Raw genomic sequence first — 15,669 nt, 5'->3', positions numbered from 1 at the left:
TGGGTGGGTGCGAGCCCGGTTACTTGATCATGTAGATCGTGGCGAACAGACCGATCCAGACGACATCGACGAAGTGCCAGTAGTAGGACACGACGATGGCGGCTGTGGCCTGCTCATGGGTGAATCTCGAGGCCGCGTATGTCCTGCCCAGGACGAGCAGGAAGGCGATGAGGCCGCCTGTCACATGCAGACCGTGGAAGCCGGTCGTCAGGTAGAACACCGAGCCGTACGGGTCGGAGGACAGGGAGAGCCCGTCCTCCTTGACCAGCTCGGTGTACTCGAGGACCTGGCCTCCGATGAAGATCGAACCCATCACGAACGTGATGATGAACCAGGTGCGGAGCTTCTTCACGTCGCCCCGCTCCGCGGCGAAAACGCCGAGCTGGCAGGTGAGAGAGGAAAGCACCAGGATCGTGGTGTTCGTCGCCGAGAACGGGAAGTTCAGATGGTGAGCCATCTCCTTCCAGTGATCGGGTCCCATCACCGATCGCAGGGTGAAGTACATCGCGAAGAGGGCCGCGAAGAACATCAGCTCGGAACTCAACCAGATGATGGTTCCGACGCTGGTGAGGTTCGGTCGATTGACCGACGGGTGCGCGTGCCCGGTTTCTACTGTCGTTGCTGTCGCCACGACCGACATTATGTCGGTCGCTTATCCCGCCCTCACTCCGGGGGGTGCCGTTCGGTGTGTCAGCGGGGTGTGTCCTCACCGAACAGCCCATCGAATCGCTGTCCTTACCGGTGCTGACAGGCAGTCCGCCGGAGTACGATCCGCCCATCGGTTCATGCCCCCAGAGCCCCGAGAGCCCCCGAGAACACAGACGTCACGGAGGAACAATGCAGCCGACCGCCACGGTCCTGGTCTACAGCGACGACGCCAACACCCGCGAGCAGGTGAGGCTGGCAGCCGGGCGCAGGCCTGCGGCGGACGTGCCGCCGGTGGAGTTCCTGGAGTGCGCCACCCTGCCCGCCGTCCTGAGCGCCCTGGACAGGGGCGGTGTCGACGTCTGCGTGCTGGACGGCGAGACGGCCCCGGCGGGCGGCATGGGCGTCTGCCGGCAGATCAAGGACGAGATCTTCGACTGCCCGCCCGTCCTGCTGCTGATCGGGCGCCCGCAGGACGCCTGGCTGGCCACGTGGAGCCGTGCGGACGCCGCTGTGACGCATCCGGTGGACCCGGTCGACTTCGCGGACGCCCTGGCCTCCCTGCTGCGCCACAGGCTCTCCGTGGAGGCCTGAGGCGGAGGGGCCCCGGCCCCTCCGCTGCGTTCTTCCGGGGCGCGGCGCACTCCCGGGCGGGTCAGACCTGGGGGCGCAGCCGCGCCGTTCGGACGTCGGTTCCCGAGTCGGGCGTGTCGCTGCCGCCGTTCAGGGCACTGCCCTTCTGCCAGGCGTCCCAGCCCAGGTTCCAGTCGCCGAAGCCGTTGTCGAAGGGCGTCATCGTCTCGCCGTCGCTGCCGACGACCTTGACGATGTCGCCCTCACGCACGGTGTCGAAGAACCATTCGGCGTCGGCGGTGCTCATCCCCGTGCAGCCGTGGCTGACGTTGGCGCTGCCCTGCGAGCCCGTCGACCAGGGCGCCGCGTGGACGTACTCACCGCTCCAGGTGACGCGTGTCGCCCAGTAGACGGGCAGGTCGTAGGACTCCGACGAGCCGGAGGCGATGCCGACGGTCTCACCGCGCATGCGTACGAACTGTTCCTTGGCCAGCACGACCTTGACGCCGTTGCGGGTGTCGAAGCCGGGCTTGCCCGTGGTGACCGGCAGGGTGTTGATCACTTCCCCGTTCCGCAGCACGGTCATGGTGTGGTCCGAGGCGTCGGTGATCGCTTCTATGCGGTCACCCGTGGTGAGTTTCAGGGGTTTGGTGGCGTCGCCGTAGAGGGCGTTGGTGACCTTGATGCCCTTGAGGTTGCTGCGGACGTCGATGGTGGCGTTCGCAGGCCAGTACTCCTTGGGCCGGTAGTGCAGGGTCTTGTCGTCGACCCAGTACCAGGAGCCCTTGACGGCGGGGGCGGACCGGACCTGCAGCCCGCGCTCCACGGTGGCCCGCGATGCCTTGTCGGCGACCGGAGCGCTGAGTTCCGCTGTGAGGGGCTGTCCGACCCCGTAGGTGCCCGCCTGCGGGCCGAAGGAGACCTTCAGGAACTTCTTGGCGGCCGTCGTGCCGAAGGCGTACGTACGGCTGCCGGGGGCGCCGTCGCCGTTCTCGGTGGCGACCTTGACGGTGTACCGGGTGCCGGCGGCGAGCGTGGTGGTGGAGTGCCACCGCTTCCCGTCGGCGTCGAGCTCGCCCGCGAGGTGGCGGCCCTCGGTGTCGATGGCCGTCACGTCGGTGATCTTCGCGTCGTCGTCCTTGACGGTGACTTCGAGGGGCTTTTCGGGGTCGGCCTTCTTGTTCTCGGCCGGACCGTTGAAGGAGATGGACTCGGCTGCGTCGTACGGCTTCAGGGACAGTGAGTGGCCGTCCGGCTCGCCACAGGCGGTCGCACCTGCAACCAGGGTCACGACCAGCAGAGTGCAGCTCACTACGGTGCGGATGCGCGGCGTGTGGTTCATGAACCCACGCTAAGAAGATTCATCCGATCCAGCGCGTTCAATGACTGCAAACGGGGGCCCGGCCCGCTCGTCACTGAGCGGGCCGGGCCCCCGTACGCGTGCGACGCGCCGGTGAAGGCGTGTCCTACTGGGTGCGGTTCTCTCCCCGGTAGTACTCGAAGACCCAGCCGAAGAGGCCGATCAGGAGCAGCGGGGCCGAGAAGTAGGCCAGCCACCAGCCGAAGACGACGGACATGAAGAGGAACGCGCCGCCGATGGCCAGCGAGAGCGGCTGCCAGCTGTGCGGGGAGAAGAAGCCCACCTCGCCGGCTTCGTCCGCGACATCGGCCTCCTTGTTGTCCTGCGCCATCGCGTCGACCCTGTTGGCCGTGAAGGCCAGGTAGAAGCCGATCATGATGGCCAGCCCGAACGCCAGGACCAGTGCCGTGGTGCCGACCGGCTCCTTGGACCACACGCCGTACGTGACGGCCATGGCCAGCAGGAAGACGCTCAGCCAGAGGAAGAGCTTGCCCTGGATCTTCACTTGCTGTCCTCCTTGCCACCGACGAGGACCTTGTCACCCTCGGACAGGTGATCGAGCTGCTCGAGTGCCGCGATCTCCGGGTGGTGCAGGTCGAACGCCGGAGATTCGGAACGGATCCTCGGGAGGCTGAGGAAGTTGTGCCGCGGGGGCGGGCAGGACGTCGCCCATTCGAGCGAACGGCCGTAGCCCCAGGGGTCGTCGACCTCGATCTTCTTGCCGTACTTGGCGGTCTTCCAGACGTTGTACATGAACGGAAGGATCGACAGTCCCAGCAGGAACGAGGCGATCGTCGAGATCGTGTTCAGGGCGGTGAAGCCGTCGGCCGCGAGGTAGTCCGCATAGCGTCGCGGCATGCCCTCGGCACCGAGCCAGTGCTGCACGAGGAAGGTGCCGTGGAAGCCGATGAACAGCGTCCAGAACGTCAGCTTCCCGAGCCGCTCGTCGAGCATCTTGCCGGTGAACTTCGGCCACCAGAAGTGGAATCCGGCGAACATCGCGAAGACCACGGTGCCGAAGACGACGTAGTGGAAGTGCGCGACCACGAAGTACGAGTCGGAGATGTGGAAGTCCAGCGGCGGCGAGGCCAGGATCACGCCGGTCAGACCACCGAAGGCGAAGGTGATCAGGAAGCCGACGGACCAGAGCATCGGTGTCTCGAAGGACAACGACCCCTTCCACATCGTGCCGATCCAGTTGAAGAACTTCACACCGGTCGGCACCGCGATGAGGAAGGTCATGAAGGAGAAGAACGGTAGGAGTACGCCGCCCGTCACATACATGTGGTGCGCCCACACCGTCACCGAGAGACCGGCGATGGCGATCGTCGCGCTGATCAGGCCGACATAGCCGAACATCGGCTTGCGGCTGAACACCGGGATGATCTCGGAAATGATTCCGAAGAATGGTAGCGCGATGATGTACACCTCTGGATGTCCGAAGAACCAGAAGAGGTGTTGCCACAGCAATGCGCCACCGTTGGACGCGTCGAAGATATGTGCGCCGAATTTTCGGTCGACCTCGAGCGCGAAGAGCGCGGCGGCCAGAACCGGGAACGCGAGCAGGACCAGAACACCGGTCAGCAGGACGTTCCAGGTGAAGATCGGCATACGGAACATCGTCATGCCGGGTGCGCGCATGCAGATGATCGTGGTGATGAAGTTGACCGAACCGAGGATCGTGCCGAATCCGGAGAAGGCCAGACCCATGATCCACATATCGGCGCCCGCGCCCGGCGAGCGGACCGCGTCCGACAGCGGGGAGTAGGCGAACCAGCCGAAGTCGGCCGCGCCCTGCGGGGTGAGGAAGCCGGCCACCGCGATCAGCGAACCGAAGAGGTACAGCCAGTACGCGAACATGTTCAGCCGCGGGAACGCCACGTCGGGCGCGCCGATCTGCAGCGGCATGATCCAGTTCGCGAATCCGGCGAACAGCGGCGTCGCGAACATCAGCAGCATGATCGTGCCGTGCATCGTGAACGCCTGGTTGAACTGCTCGTTCGACATGATCTGCGTACCCGGGCGGGCCAGCTCGGCGCGCATGAAGAGCGCCAGGAGGCCACCGATGCAGAAGAACGCGAACGAGGTGACCAGGTACATCGTACCGATGGTCTTGTGGTCGGTGGTGGTCAGCCAGCTGATGACCACACTCCCCGGCTGCTTGCGCCGTACCGGCAGCTCGTCCTCGAACGAGGCGTCTGCCGCCGCGGCACCCTGGGATTCATTGAGGATGCTCACAGTTTGTTCGTCTCCGCATTCCTGGCCGGGTCCGTCTGCTCGATGCCTGCCGGCACGTAGCCCGTCTGACCCTTCTCCGCCAGCTCCTTGAGGTGCTGCTGGTAACGCTCGGGAGAGACGATCTTGACGTTGAAGAGCATCCGGGAGTGGTCGACGCCGCAGAGCTCGGCGCACTTACCCATGTAGGTGCCCTCCTTCTTCGGCGTGACCTCGAAGGAGTTGGTGTGGCCCGGAATGACGTCCTGCTTCATGAGGAACGGCACCACCCAGAAGGAGTGGATGACGTCACGCGAAGTCAGGATGAAACGGACCTTCTCGCCCTTCGGCAGCCACAGGGTCGGACCCGGGTTGCCGTTCTGCGGGTTACGCGTGCCGGGGATGCCCACGTCGTAGACGCCGTTGGCGTCCGCGGGGAAGTCCTCCCGGAACTTGTCGGGGATGGCGTCGAGCTCCTTGGGGACCTCGCTGCTTGCGGAGGGCTCGCCCTCCACGTGCTCGATGTAGTTGAAGCCCCAGCTCCACTGGTAGCCGACCACGTTGACCGTGTGGGCCGGCTTCGGGCTGAGCTCCAGGAGCTTCGACTCATCGCGTGCGGTGAAGTAGAAGAACACCGAGACGATGATGAGGGGGACCACTGTGTACAGCGCCTCGATAGGCATGTTGTACCTGGTCTGCTGAGGTACCTCCACCTTGGTCCTGCTTCGCCGGTGGAAGATGACGCTCCACAGGATCAGTCCCCAGACAAGGACGCCCGTGGCGAGCGCTGCCGCCCACGAGCCCTGCCAGAGGGAGAGGATCCGAGGGGCCTCTTCCGTTACCGGGGTGGGCATTCCCAGGCGGGGGAAATCCTCCCAGTTGTATTCACAACCGGAGGCCGTCGCCAGGACCAGGCCCGCAGTCAGCACCTGCGGCAGCTTCCGCCGCATCGGGCGCCGCGACGAGCGGTCGGAGCCGTTGGGACTCACGTAGCGCCTTCCCGAGAGTCTCGCCCGCACGGTTCGGCGCGGCCGTGTCACTTGGTCGGTCGCCGGCCCTGACGCGGGCAGGGGTTTGGATGTTTATGCGGACCAAACCCTACTGGACGCTATTTGGGGTCGCGCGGGGAGGGTGCCCAACGCGCCGCACGACACCCCGAAGGGGTGGAATGCGAACCTCCGGCCTCCATCTGACGCCCCCTCTCCCCCTCACGAGGACGGCCCTCCACCCGGTCGCGCCCGTGCGGGCTAGCGTGACGGTGTGCCCTACTTCGACGCGGCTTCCTCCGCCCCCCTGCATCCCGTCGCCCGCCAGGCGCTGCATGCCTCACTGGACGAGGGCTGGGCCGATCCCGCCCGGCTCTACCGCGAGGGGCGGCGGGCGGCCCTGCTGCTGGACGCGGCCAGGGAGACCGCGGCCGAGGCCGTCGGCTGCCGTCCTGACGAGCTCGTCTTCACCTCGTCCGGCACCCGGGCGGTGCACTCCGCGGTCTCCGGGGCTCTTTCCGGGCGTCGGCGTGTCGGCCGCCATCTGGTGCTCTCGGCCGTCGAACACTCCTCGGTGCTCCACTCGGCAGCCACCCTGGAGGCCGCGGGGGGCTCGTTCACCGAGGTGCCGGTGGACCGGACAGGAGCGGTGGACCCCACGGCGTACGGCCGGGCCCTTCGCCCGGACACCGCGCTGGCGTGTCTGCAGTCCGCCAACCACGAGGTGGGGACCGAACAGCCGGTGGTGGAGACCGCCGAGATCTGCGCCGAGGCGGGCGTGCCTCTGCTGGTGGACGCCGCGCAGTCGCTGGGCTGGGGGCCGGTGCCGGGCCGCTGGTCGCTGCTGGCCGGGAGCGCCCACAAGTGGGGCGGGCCGGCCGGGGTCGGACTGCTGGTCGTGCGCAAGGGGGTGCGCTTCGCGCCCCAAGGCCCCGTCGACGAGCGGGAGTCGGGCCGGGCGGCCGGCTTCCAGAACATCCCGGCGATCGTGGCGGCCGCGGCCTCGCTGCGCGCGGTGCGCGCGGAGGCCGAGGCGGAGGCCGAACGGCTGCGCGCCCTGGTGGGCCGGATCCGTGCCGCGGTGGGCGACCTGGTGCCCGATGTGGAGGTGGTCGGCGATCCGGTGCGGCGGCTACCGCATCTGGTCACCTTCTCCTGTCTCTATGTCGACGGAGAGACATTGCTGCACGAGCTGGACCGGGCCGGATTCTCCGTCTCGTCCGGGTCGTCCTGCACCAGCAGCACCCTGACGCCCAGCCATGTCCTCAAGGCGATGGGTGTCATCACCGAGGGGAACGTCCGCGTGTCGCTTCCGTCCGGGACGACGGGCGAAGAGGTCGGCACCTTCCTCGACGTACTGCCGGGCGTGGTGGCAGGGGTACGGGCGAAGCTCGGTGCGCCCGCCCCGGCGGCCACTTCTCCGGCGCCTTCTCCGGCGCCTTCTCCGGCGCCTTCTCCGGCGCCGCGGGACTCGCTCGTGGTGGACGCGCTGGGCAGGCGCTGCCCGATTCCGGTGATCGAACTCGCAAAGGTGATCGGAGGAGTACCCGTGGGCGGCACGGTGACGGTGCTCTCGGACGACGAGGCCGCCCGGCTCGACATCCCCGCCTGGTGCGCGATGCGCGAACAGGAGTACGTGGGCGAGGAGCTGGCGGACCACGGTTCGGCCTATGTGGTCCGCCGGCTCCTGTGAGCGCGTGCCCGCTGATCCCCTGAAGCTCGGGCCTCAGGCCTCAGGCCTCAGGCCTCAGGAGAGGTGCTTGCGGACCTCGGAGGCGGCCTCGTCGCCGTATGCCTTGGTGAAGCGGTCCATGAAGTGCGTGCGGCGCAGGGTGTACTCCTGGGTGCCGACCGTCTCGATGACCAGGGTCGCGAGCATGCAGCCGACCTGGGCGGCGCGCTCCAGGTCCACGCCCCAGGCGAGGCCGGAGAGGAAACCGGCCCGGAAGGCGTCGCCGACACCGGTCGGGTCGGCCTTGCGCTCCTCCTCGGCGCAGCCGACCTCGATCGGGTCCTGGCCGGCCCGCTCGATACGGACGCCACGGGCGCCGAGGGTCGTGACCCGGTGGCCGACCTTGGAGAGGATCTCCTCGTCGCTCCAGCCGGTCTTGGACTCGATGAGCCCCTTCTCGTACTCGTTGGAGAAGAGGTACGTCGCCCCGTCGAGCAGGATCCGGATCTCCTCGCCGTCCATCCGGGCGATCTGCTGCGAGAAGTCCGCGGCGAACGGGATGCCCCGCGAGCGGCACTCCTCCGTGTGGCGGAGCATCGCCTCGGGGTCGTCGGCGCCGATCGAGACGAGGTCGAGGCCGCCGACGCGCTCGGCGACGCTCTGGAGCTCGATCAGCCGGGCCTCGCTCATCGCGCCCGTGTAGAAGGAGCCGATCTGGTTGTGGTCGGCGTCCGTCGTACAGACGAAGCGGGCCGTGTGCAGGACCTCGGAGACACGGACCGAGCCGGTGTCGACTCCGTGCCGGTCGAGCCAGGCGCGGTAGTCGTCGAAGTCGGAGCCGACAGCGCCCACGAGGATCGGCTGCGTGCCGAGCACGCCCATGCCGAAGGCGATGTTGGCGCCGACCCCGCCGCGGCGCACGTCGAGGTTGTCGACGAGGAAGGAGAGCGAGACCGTGTGCAGCTGATCCGCGACCAGCTGGTCGGCGAATCGGCCGGGGAAGGTCATGAGGTGGTCTGTGGCGATGGAGCCGGTGACTGCGATGCGCACGGGGAGGCTGCTCCTGCGGAAGGCGAAGGGAACGTGTGAGCGCACCCTCCGGGACGGCATGACAGTTCACGCTACCCGGTGACGCCACCGTGCCCGAAGGGGCAAAACTACCCGATAGTAGGTCTTTCTACCTGAGCGCTCCCGTGCGTACGGTGCGGATATGTCGAACACGATCGTTCCGCGTGAGCCCCTTCCGCGTGAGTCCGAGATGAGCCTGGCCGAGCTGCGCGGTGACTGCGCGCGGATGGCGCCGCACTGGGTCACCCCCACGAGGACCACCGTGAAGCCGGTGGAGCACTCCCGGATCCACGGGGTCACGGTGCCGCCGTCGTCCGCCCGTCTGATCGACGCGATGTCGGACTACGGCGACTGACCGGACCGTTCGCCGCTCTCTCTCACGCGTACGGGGGAACCGTGCGCTCCTTCGGCCCGTCCCACCGATGTCCTCACCCCGGGGACGGATGATGCACCAGTGACGGCAAGGCAGCCGAAGGAGCGATCCGGTGAGCACCGAGCGACCCGAGAATGATGTGACCGGCCCCCGGCGGCGGCGGTCGCCACTCGCCGTGGCCTCGGTGGCCGCGGCCGTGCTGCTGACCGGCGGCGGGGCGGCGTACTGGGCCTCGACCGCGGCGGGCGACAGCGGTACGGACGCGGACAGGGCGGCCTCCGGGGACAGCTCCCCGCCGCTGCTCGCGCTGGACCTCGCGGACAGCCCGTCGACGCAGCCCCCCGGCATCGCGCCCGGTGAGCCCGATCCGCACGGCGCCGGTGTCGTGTACCGCGCCTCGGGCAAGCTGCCCGAAGGACCCGGCAGCGCCGCCGTCCACCGTGCCGGATCCGCGGTGACCTCGGCCGAGGTGGCGCGGCTGGCGAAGGCGCTCGGCGTCGCGGGCACACCGCACGCGGACGGCGCCTCCTGGAAGGTGGGCAGCGACGGAGACGGTTCGGGACCGGTCCTGAAGGTGACCAAGCAGGCGCCGGGGACCTGGACGTTCGCCCGGTACGGCTCCGGCGGCACGGACGCCTGCGAGTCCGCGAGCACCTGTGCGAAGCAGGACCGGACGCCGGCGTCCGGCTCCCCTGTCGGCGAGAAGGCGGCTAAGGCCGCCGCGGCTCCCGTGCTGAAGGCCGTGGGACAGGACGACGCCGCGCTCGACGCGGGCCGGCTGAGGGGTTCCGTACGGGTGGTCAACGCCGACCCGGTGGTGGGCGGGCTGCCGACCTACGGATGGTCGACCGGCATCCAGGTGGGCGCCGGGGGCGAGATCGTCGGCGGCAGCGGGCACCTGAAGGCCCTGGAGAAGGGCGACAGCTATCCGGTGACCGGCGCGGCCGACGCCCTGGAGCAGCTGAACGCGCAGAGCCGCCGGGCCGCGAAGTCCGGCGCCGGCGACTGTGCGACCCCCGAGCCGCTGGACGGCGCCCCACGCACGCCGACGACCCGCTGCGGTACTCCCCCGGCTTCCACGGTGACGGTCGAGAAGGCCAGGTTCGGGCTCTCGGCGCAGCAGTCCGCACAGGGCGAGCGGATCCTGGTGCCCTCGTGGCTCTTCTCCGTACGGCCGGAAGGCGGCGGCCCCGCGCACACGGTCGTCCGGGTCGCGGTGGATCCGGACCATCTGGCGCCGAGCGGCGGCAGTCCGGCCCCCGAACCCACGAAGGACCCGCAGGGCAAGGGCGCGAGCCTCATCGCCTACAGCGCGGACGGGCGGACGCTGGAGGTGACCTTCTGGGGCGGCGTGTGCAGCACCTACAAGGCGCGTGCCACGGAGGACTCCACCACGGTGCGGATCACCATCGATGTGTCGGAGCCGGACCCCGGGAAGGCCTGCATCATGATCGCCAAGGAGCTCACCCGGACGGTGACGCTGGACGCGCCGCTGGACGGCCGGAAGGTGGTCGACGCCGGATCGGGCGAGACGGTGCCCAAGCGGTAGGGGCCCCAAGCGGTAGCGGCGCGGCCCCGGCGTCCGCGCGTACGACGGCGGCGGCTCTCCCTGCTTCGGGAGAGCCGCCGCTGTCGTACAGCCGCTGGGTTCAGCTGAAGGAGTCACCGCAGGCGCAGGAGCCCGTGGCGTTCGGGTTGTCGATCGTGAAGCCCTGCTTCTCGATGGTGTCCACGAAGTCGACGGAGGCGCCGCCCAGGTACGGGGCGCTCATCCGGTCCGTGACGACCTTGACGCCGCCGAAGTCCTTCACGACGTCCCCGTCGAGCGAGCGCTCGTCGAAGAAGAGCTGGTAACGCAGGCCCGAGCAGCCTCCGGGCTGCACGGCGACGCGCAGCGCGAGGTCGTCCCTGCCCTCCTGCTCGAGCAGGGTCTTGACCTTGGATGCGGCGGCGTCGGACAGGAGGATGCCGTCGCTCACGGTGGTGGTCTCGTCCGATACGGACATCTGCTTCTCTCCCGGGGTTGTACGGACTGCTTGCCGACGGTCCAACCATCGGGGCCACGGATTCATTCCGGGCCAGGGGCGTGCCTGCTCCCTTCATGCTCGCACACCACCGCATCAGGGGATGCGTCACATCGACGCTATGGGCATCGTCAAGCTGACACGAAGCGGTTATGATAGATAGCGTCAATTAGACGAGAAGGCTTTTCGCAGAAAAGAGAGGGTGCGTGTCGTGACCACCGCCCAGCCCCTGGATGTCCAGCCGACGCCCCTCGCGCTGCTGTTGCTCGGCCGTGAGGCCGACCCGCTGAGCGAGCGCGGCGTCGAATGCCCCGGCGACCTGCCCTCCCCGTCCGACCCGGACCTGGTGGAGCGGGCTCGCGCCGCCAAGGAGAAGCTCGGGGACAAGGTCTTCGTGCTCGGGCACCACTACCAGCGCGACGAGGTCATCCAGTTCGCGGACGTCACCGGCGACTCCTTCAAGCTCGCCCGGGACGCGGCGGCACGGCCCGAGGCGGAGTACATCGTCTTCTGCGGCGTGCACTTCATGGCCGAGTCCGCCGACATCCTGACGGGCGACGACCAGAAGGTCGTCCTGCCCGACCTGGCCGCCGGCTGCTCGATGGCCGACATGGCCACCGCCGAGCAGGTCGCCGAGTGCTGGGACGTGCTGACGGACGCCGGCGTCGCCGACCAGGTCGTGCCGGTCTCCTACATGAACTCCTCCGCCGACATCAAGGCCTTCACGGGCCGCCACGGGGGGACGATCTGCACCTCGTCCAACGCGAAGCGCGCCCTGGAGTGGGCCTTCGAGCAGGGCGAGAAGATCCTCTTCCTGCCGGACCAGCACCTGGGCCGGAACACCGCCGTGCGGGACATGGGGATGACCCTGGAGGACTGCGTCCTCTACAACCCGCACAAGCCGAACGGCGGCCTCACCGCCGAGCAGCTGCGCGACGCGAAGATGATCCTGTGGCGCGGGCACTGCTCGGTGCACGGGCGCTTCTCGGTGGAGTCCGTCAACGACGTACGGGAGCGGATCCCGGGCGTCAACGTGCTGGTGCACCCGGAGTGCAAGCACGAGGTCGTGGCCGCCGCGGACCAGGTGGGCTCGACGGAGTACATCATCAAGGCCCTGGAGGCGGCCCCGGCCGGCTCCAAGTGGGCGATCGGCACCGAGCTGAACCTGGTGCGCCGACTGGCGAACCGTTTCGCCGCGGAGGACAAGGAAATCGTCTTCCTGGACAGGACGGTGTGCTTCTGCTCGACGATGAACCGGATCGACCTGCCGCACCTGGTGTGGACGCTGGAGTCGCTCGCCGATGGCAAGCTCGTGAACCGGATCGAGGTCGACCCGGAGACGGAGAAGTACGCCAAGCTCGCGCTGGAGCGGATGCTGGCGCTGCCGTAACCGGCGGGGCCCCGCCCCCGGCAAGGCCCGAGGAGAACAACGGGGAAGGGCCCCCGGCGCCGCTGTGCGGTACCGGGGGCCCTTCCCGTGTTTCTGCGGGGAACCCGATCGATCAGGCCTTCGCGGGCTCCGGCTCCTCGGAGGTGGCCTCCTGCGCCGTGTCGGTGGCCGCGGTGCCGGACTTCGCCTCGCGCTTGGCCGCCTTCTTCCTCGCGCGGCGCTCCTTGCGCAGCTCGACCATCGCGTAGAGCGTCGGCACCAGCAGCAGCGTCAGCAGCGTGGAGGTGATCAGACCGCCGATCACCACGACCGCCAGCGGCTGGGAGATGAAGCCGCCTTCGCCCGTGACGCCGAGCGCCATCGGGAGCAGGGCGAAGATCGTCGCCAGGGCGGTCATCAGGATCGGACGCAGACGGTGGCGGCCACCCTCGACGACCGCCTCGACGACGCCCATGCCCTGCGACCTGTACTGGTTGATCAGGTCGATCAGCACGATCGCGTTGGTCACCACGATGCCGATCAACATCAGCATCCCGATCATCGCCGGGACACCCATCGGGGTGCCCGTGACGATCAGGAGGCCGATGGCGCCCGTCGCGGCGAAGGGGATGGAGACCAGCAGGATCAGCGGCTGGACGAGCGACCTGAAGGTGGCCACCAGCAGCATGAAGACGATCGCGATGGCGGCCAGCATGGCGAGACCCAGCTTGACGAAGGCGTCGTCCTGGTCCGCGGAGACACCGCCGATGGTCGCGGTGGCGCCCTCCGGGAGGTCCAGGGCGTCGATCTTCTGCTGGAGCGCGGTGGTGACCGCGCCCGTGTTGTCGCCGGTCGGCCTGGCGGTGATCGTCGCCGCGCGCTGGCCGTCGATACGGGTCATCGAGACCGGTCCGGGGACCAGCTCGACGTCGGCGATGCTGCCGAGCTCGACCGGGCCGAGCTTCAGTGCCTTCAGCTCGTCCATGGTGGTGGCCGGCTCGGCGGACTTCACCAGGACGTCACGCTCGGTGTCGTCCATGATCGCCGTGCCCGACGGGGTGCCACGCACGGCGGCGGCGACCGCCGCGCCGAGGGTGGTCTGGTCGAACCCGGCGTCGGCCGCCTTGTCGTTGGCCTTGACCGAGATCCGCGGGACGCTCTGCGCGAGGTCGCTCTGGACATCGGTGACGTCCTTGAGCTCGGCGACCCCACCGCGCACCGCTTCGGAGGCCTTCTTCAGCACATCCGCGTCCGCGGCCTTGACCACGACGCTGAGGTCCTGGCTGCCGAAGCCGTCGCCCCCGGCGATCGTGGTGTCGCCGATGCCGTCGAGCTTGCCCAGGGCCTCGTCGATCCGGCCCTCGGTGACGTCGTAGTCCGCCGAGTCCTCGAGGGTGACCTGGTAGGTCGCCTGGTTGGCGCCCGTGCCGCCGCCGAAGGCCGCCATGAAGCCGGAGGAGCCGACGGTGACCTGGTACTCCTTGACGCCCTCGTCCGCGGCCAGGACCTTCTCGACCTTCTGCGCGGCCTTGTCGGCCGCTTCCAGGCTGGTGCCCGGCGTCAGCTCCTGGCTGATGGAGAGGACTTCCTGCTCGCCCTGGTCGAAGAAGTTCGTCTTCAGCAGGGGAACCATGCCGAAGGTGCCGAACAGGACCGCGACGGCGATGACGACGCTGATGATGCGGCGCCGGGTCGCGAAGCGCAGCACCGGGACGTAGATCCGCTGGAGCCGGCTGGCGGCTTCCTTCTCCTCGGCCTTGCGGCGTGCCTCGTCCGGGTCGGCGGCGGTGCCCTTGGGGGCCCGCAGGAACCAGAACGAGAGGACGGGGACCACGGTCAGCGAGACCAGCAGGGAGGCCAGCAGGGCCGCGGTGACCGTGAGGGAGAACGAGCCGAAGAGCTGGCCGACCATGCCACCGACCAGACCGATGGGCAGGAAGACCGCGACGGTGGTGAGCGTGGACGAGGTGACCGCGCCGGCCACCTCCTTGACCGCGGTGATGATCGCCGACTGGCGCTCCTCGCCGTAGCCGAGGTGCCGCTTGATGTTCTCCAGGACCACGATCGAGTCGTCGACCACCCGGCCGATCGCGATGGTCAGCGCGCCGAGCGTCAGCATGTTCAGCGACAGCCCACGGGTCCAGAGCACGATCAGCGCGAGGACCACGGAGAGCGGGATGGAGACCGCGGTGACCAGCGTCGAACGGATCGACGCCAGGAACACCAGGATCACGATCACGGCGAAGAGCAGGCCGAGCGCGCCCTCGGTGGTCAGTCCCGAGATCGCCTTGGAGACGGCCGGTCCCTGGTCGGAGACCACGGTCAGCTCGGCGCCCGAGCCGAGGTCCTTGCGCAGGTCGGGGAGCTTGTCCTCGACGGCGTCCGAGATGGCGACGGCGCTGCCGTCCTTGTCCATCGTCGCCAGGACGGCGAGGCTCGGCTTGCCGTTCGTACGGGTGATGGAGACCGCGGTGGCGGGCTCCTGCTTCACCGTGGCGACGTCACCGACGCGGACCGCCGTGCCGGACTCGCCCGTCGCCGGGTCCTTCGCGGCGACCTTCAGGTCCTCGATCTGCTTGAGCGAGGTGAAGGAGCCGCCGACCTGGATGGTGCGGCTCTTGCCCGACTCGGAGAAGGAGCCGGCCGGGACGGTGGCACCGCCGGACTGGAGTGCCTGGGCCAGCGAGGCGGCGTTCATGCCCGCGGCGGCGAGCTTCTTGTCGTCGGGGACGACGGAGACCTGGAGGTCCTGGACGCCGTCGATCGAGACCTGGCCGACGCCCTCGATGTCCTCGAGCGCGGGAACGACCGTGCGGTCCAACTGGTCGGCGAGCGCCTGCTGGTCCTTGTCCGAGGTGACGGCGAGCACGACGGTCGGGATGTCGTCCGTCGAACCGGCGACGACCTGCGGGTCCACGGTGTCGGGCATCTCGGCGCGGGCACGGTTCACGGCCTGCTGGATGTCGGCGACGAGCTGCTTCGTGCCCTCGTCACCGAAGTCGAAGGTCGCCATGACGACGGCGTTGCCCTCGCTGGCGGTCGAGGTGATGCCGTCGACGCCGTCGACGGCCTTGATGGCGTTCTCGAGAGGCTCGACGACCTGCTTCTCGACCACATCGGGGGACGCGCCCTGGTACGGGGCCAGCACCGACACCATCGGGAGCTCGATGGTGGGCAGCAGCTGTTGCTTGAGCTGCGGGATCGCGATCGCTCCGAAAACGAGCGCGACGATCGAGATCAGCCCGATCAGAGCCCGCTGCGCGAGGCTGAATCTGGACAGCCAGGACATGGGTTAGGTCTCTCTTCTGTGGCGTACGCGGCAGGTGGGCGGGTGCTCCACGCCCACGTCCGTGGGCAGAGGATCAGCGGAAACACGCGGGGACAC

At 68.7% G+C, this 15,669-nt stretch carries 13 protein-coding genes; 5 read left to right on the top strand and 8 right to left on the bottom strand.

All coding sequences use genetic code 11. From position 1 onward, the window contains the following. Positions 1-19: 19 nt before the first annotated feature. Complete coding sequence (locus OG623_RS26405; RefSeq protein WP_406149794.1) at positions 20-640, bottom strand: heme-copper oxidase subunit III; 621 nt, start codon at positions 638-640, stop codon at positions 20-22. A gap of 197 nt (positions 641-837) precedes the next feature. Between OG623_RS26405 and OG623_RS26400 the strand changes: the two genes are divergently transcribed. Continuing rightward, complete coding sequence (locus OG623_RS26400; RefSeq protein ID WP_356707331.1) at positions 838-1,239, top strand: hypothetical protein; 402 nt, start codon at positions 838-840, stop codon at positions 1,237-1,239. Positions 1,240-1,300: 61 nt separating this feature from the next. On the opposite strand, the gene OG623_RS26395 is transcribed toward OG623_RS26400, so the two are convergent. The 4 genes from OG623_RS26395 to coxB form a co-directional block, all read right to left on the bottom strand. Beyond that, the gene (locus tag OG623_RS26395) at positions 1,301-2,560 is read right to left on the bottom strand and encodes an Ig-like domain-containing protein (protein WP_406149793.1); all 1,260 of its coding nucleotides are present in this window, start codon (positions 2,558-2,560) and stop codon (positions 1,301-1,303) included. A gap of 124 nt (positions 2,561-2,684) precedes the next feature. After that, positions 2,685-3,083, bottom strand: coding sequence for a cytochrome c oxidase subunit 4 (locus OG623_RS26390; protein ID WP_406149791.1), 399 nt, complete (start codon positions 3,081-3,083; stop codon positions 2,685-2,687). After that, complete coding sequence (gene ctaD / locus OG623_RS26385; RefSeq protein WP_406149790.1) at positions 3,080-4,816, bottom strand: cytochrome c oxidase subunit I; 1,737 nt, start codon at positions 4,814-4,816, stop codon at positions 3,080-3,082. Before ctaD ends, OG623_RS26390 begins: the two co-directional genes overlap by 4 nt. Further along, positions 4,813-5,781: a cytochrome c oxidase subunit II gene (gene coxB / locus OG623_RS26380; RefSeq protein ID WP_406149789.1), complete on the bottom strand. Its 969-nt coding sequence runs from the start codon at positions 5,779-5,781 to the stop codon at positions 4,813-4,815. Before coxB ends, ctaD begins: the two co-directional genes overlap by 4 nt. Before the next feature lie 271 nt (positions 5,782-6,052). Here coxB and OG623_RS26375 point away from each other — a divergent pair, with 271 nt between their 5' ends. After that, positions 6,053-7,471 carry a cysteine desulfurase/sulfurtransferase TusA family protein gene (locus tag OG623_RS26375; RefSeq protein ID WP_406149787.1) on the top strand — a complete coding sequence of 473 codons (1,419 nt, stop codon included), beginning with the start codon at positions 6,053-6,055 and terminating at the stop codon, positions 7,469-7,471. Between the two features lie 54 nt (positions 7,472-7,525). On the opposite strand, the gene OG623_RS26370 is transcribed toward OG623_RS26375, so the two are convergent. Then, a complete protein-coding gene (locus OG623_RS26370) occupies positions 7,526-8,500 on the bottom strand; it encodes a carbohydrate kinase family protein (protein ID WP_406149786.1) in 975 nt (324 codons plus the stop codon). 160 nt (positions 8,501-8,660) lie between these two features. Here OG623_RS26370 and OG623_RS26365 point away from each other — a divergent pair, with 160 nt between their 5' ends. Together OG623_RS26365 and OG623_RS26360 are read left to right on the top strand one after the other, a co-directional pair. Then, a complete protein-coding gene (locus tag OG623_RS26365) occupies positions 8,661-8,873 on the top strand; it encodes a hypothetical protein (RefSeq protein WP_406149785.1) in 213 nt (70 codons plus the stop codon). A 130-nt stretch (positions 8,874-9,003) separates the two neighbouring features. Continuing rightward, complete coding sequence (locus OG623_RS26360) at positions 9,004-10,440, top strand: hypothetical protein (protein WP_406149784.1); 1,437 nt, start codon at positions 9,004-9,006, stop codon at positions 10,438-10,440. 100 nt (positions 10,441-10,540) lie between these two features. Here OG623_RS26360 and OG623_RS26355 read toward each other — a convergent pair whose 3' ends face one another. Then, positions 10,541-10,897: an iron-sulfur cluster assembly accessory protein gene (locus OG623_RS26355; RefSeq protein ID WP_327119342.1), complete on the bottom strand. Its 357-nt coding sequence runs from the start codon at positions 10,895-10,897 to the stop codon at positions 10,541-10,543. 220 nt (positions 10,898-11,117) lie between these two features. Here OG623_RS26355 and nadA point away from each other — a divergent pair, with 220 nt between their 5' ends. After that, positions 11,118-12,305, top strand: a complete 1,188-nt coding sequence (gene nadA, locus OG623_RS26350) for a quinolinate synthase NadA (protein ID WP_406149782.1) — start codon at positions 11,118-11,120, stop codon at positions 12,303-12,305. 112 nt (positions 12,306-12,417) lie between these two features. Here the strand turns inward: nadA and OG623_RS26345 are convergent, their stop codons facing one another. Further along, positions 12,418-15,573: an efflux RND transporter permease subunit gene (locus tag OG623_RS26345; protein WP_406149780.1), complete on the bottom strand. Its 3,156-nt coding sequence runs from the start codon at positions 15,571-15,573 to the stop codon at positions 12,418-12,420. Positions 15,574-15,669 lie beyond the last annotated feature (96 nt).

Origin of the sequence: Streptomyces sp. NBC_01012 (genome assembly GCF_045162755.1) — a bacterium.
GTDB lineage: Bacteria > Actinomycetota > Actinomycetes > Streptomycetales > Streptomycetaceae > Streptomyces.
The sequence above is the reverse complement of the archived record's forward strand: the minus strand, read 5'-3'. Positions and strand labels throughout refer to the sequence as shown.

Coding starts and splice junctions, on each gene's coding strand:
- OG623_RS26355 (WP_327119342.1), bottom strand. CDS start 10,897: ATGTCCGTATCGGACGAGACCACCACCGTGAGCGACGGCATCCTCCTG.
- OG623_RS26345 (WP_406149780.1), bottom strand. CDS start 15,573: ATGTCCTGGCTGTCCAGATTCAGCCTCGCGCAGCGGGCTCTGATCGGG.
- OG623_RS26365 (WP_406149785.1), top strand. CDS start 8,661: ATGTCGAACACGATCGTTCCGCGTGAGCCCCTTCCGCGTGAGTCCGAG.
- OG623_RS26400 (WP_356707331.1), top strand. CDS start 838: ATGCAGCCGACCGCCACGGTCCTGGTCTACAGCGACGACGCCAACACC.
- OG623_RS26395 (WP_406149793.1), bottom strand. CDS start 2,560: ATGAACCACACGCCGCGCATCCGCACCGTAGTGAGCTGCACTCTGCTG.
- OG623_RS26405 (WP_406149794.1), bottom strand. CDS start 640: ATGTCGGTCGTGGCGACAGCAACGACAGTAGAAACCGGGCACGCGCAC.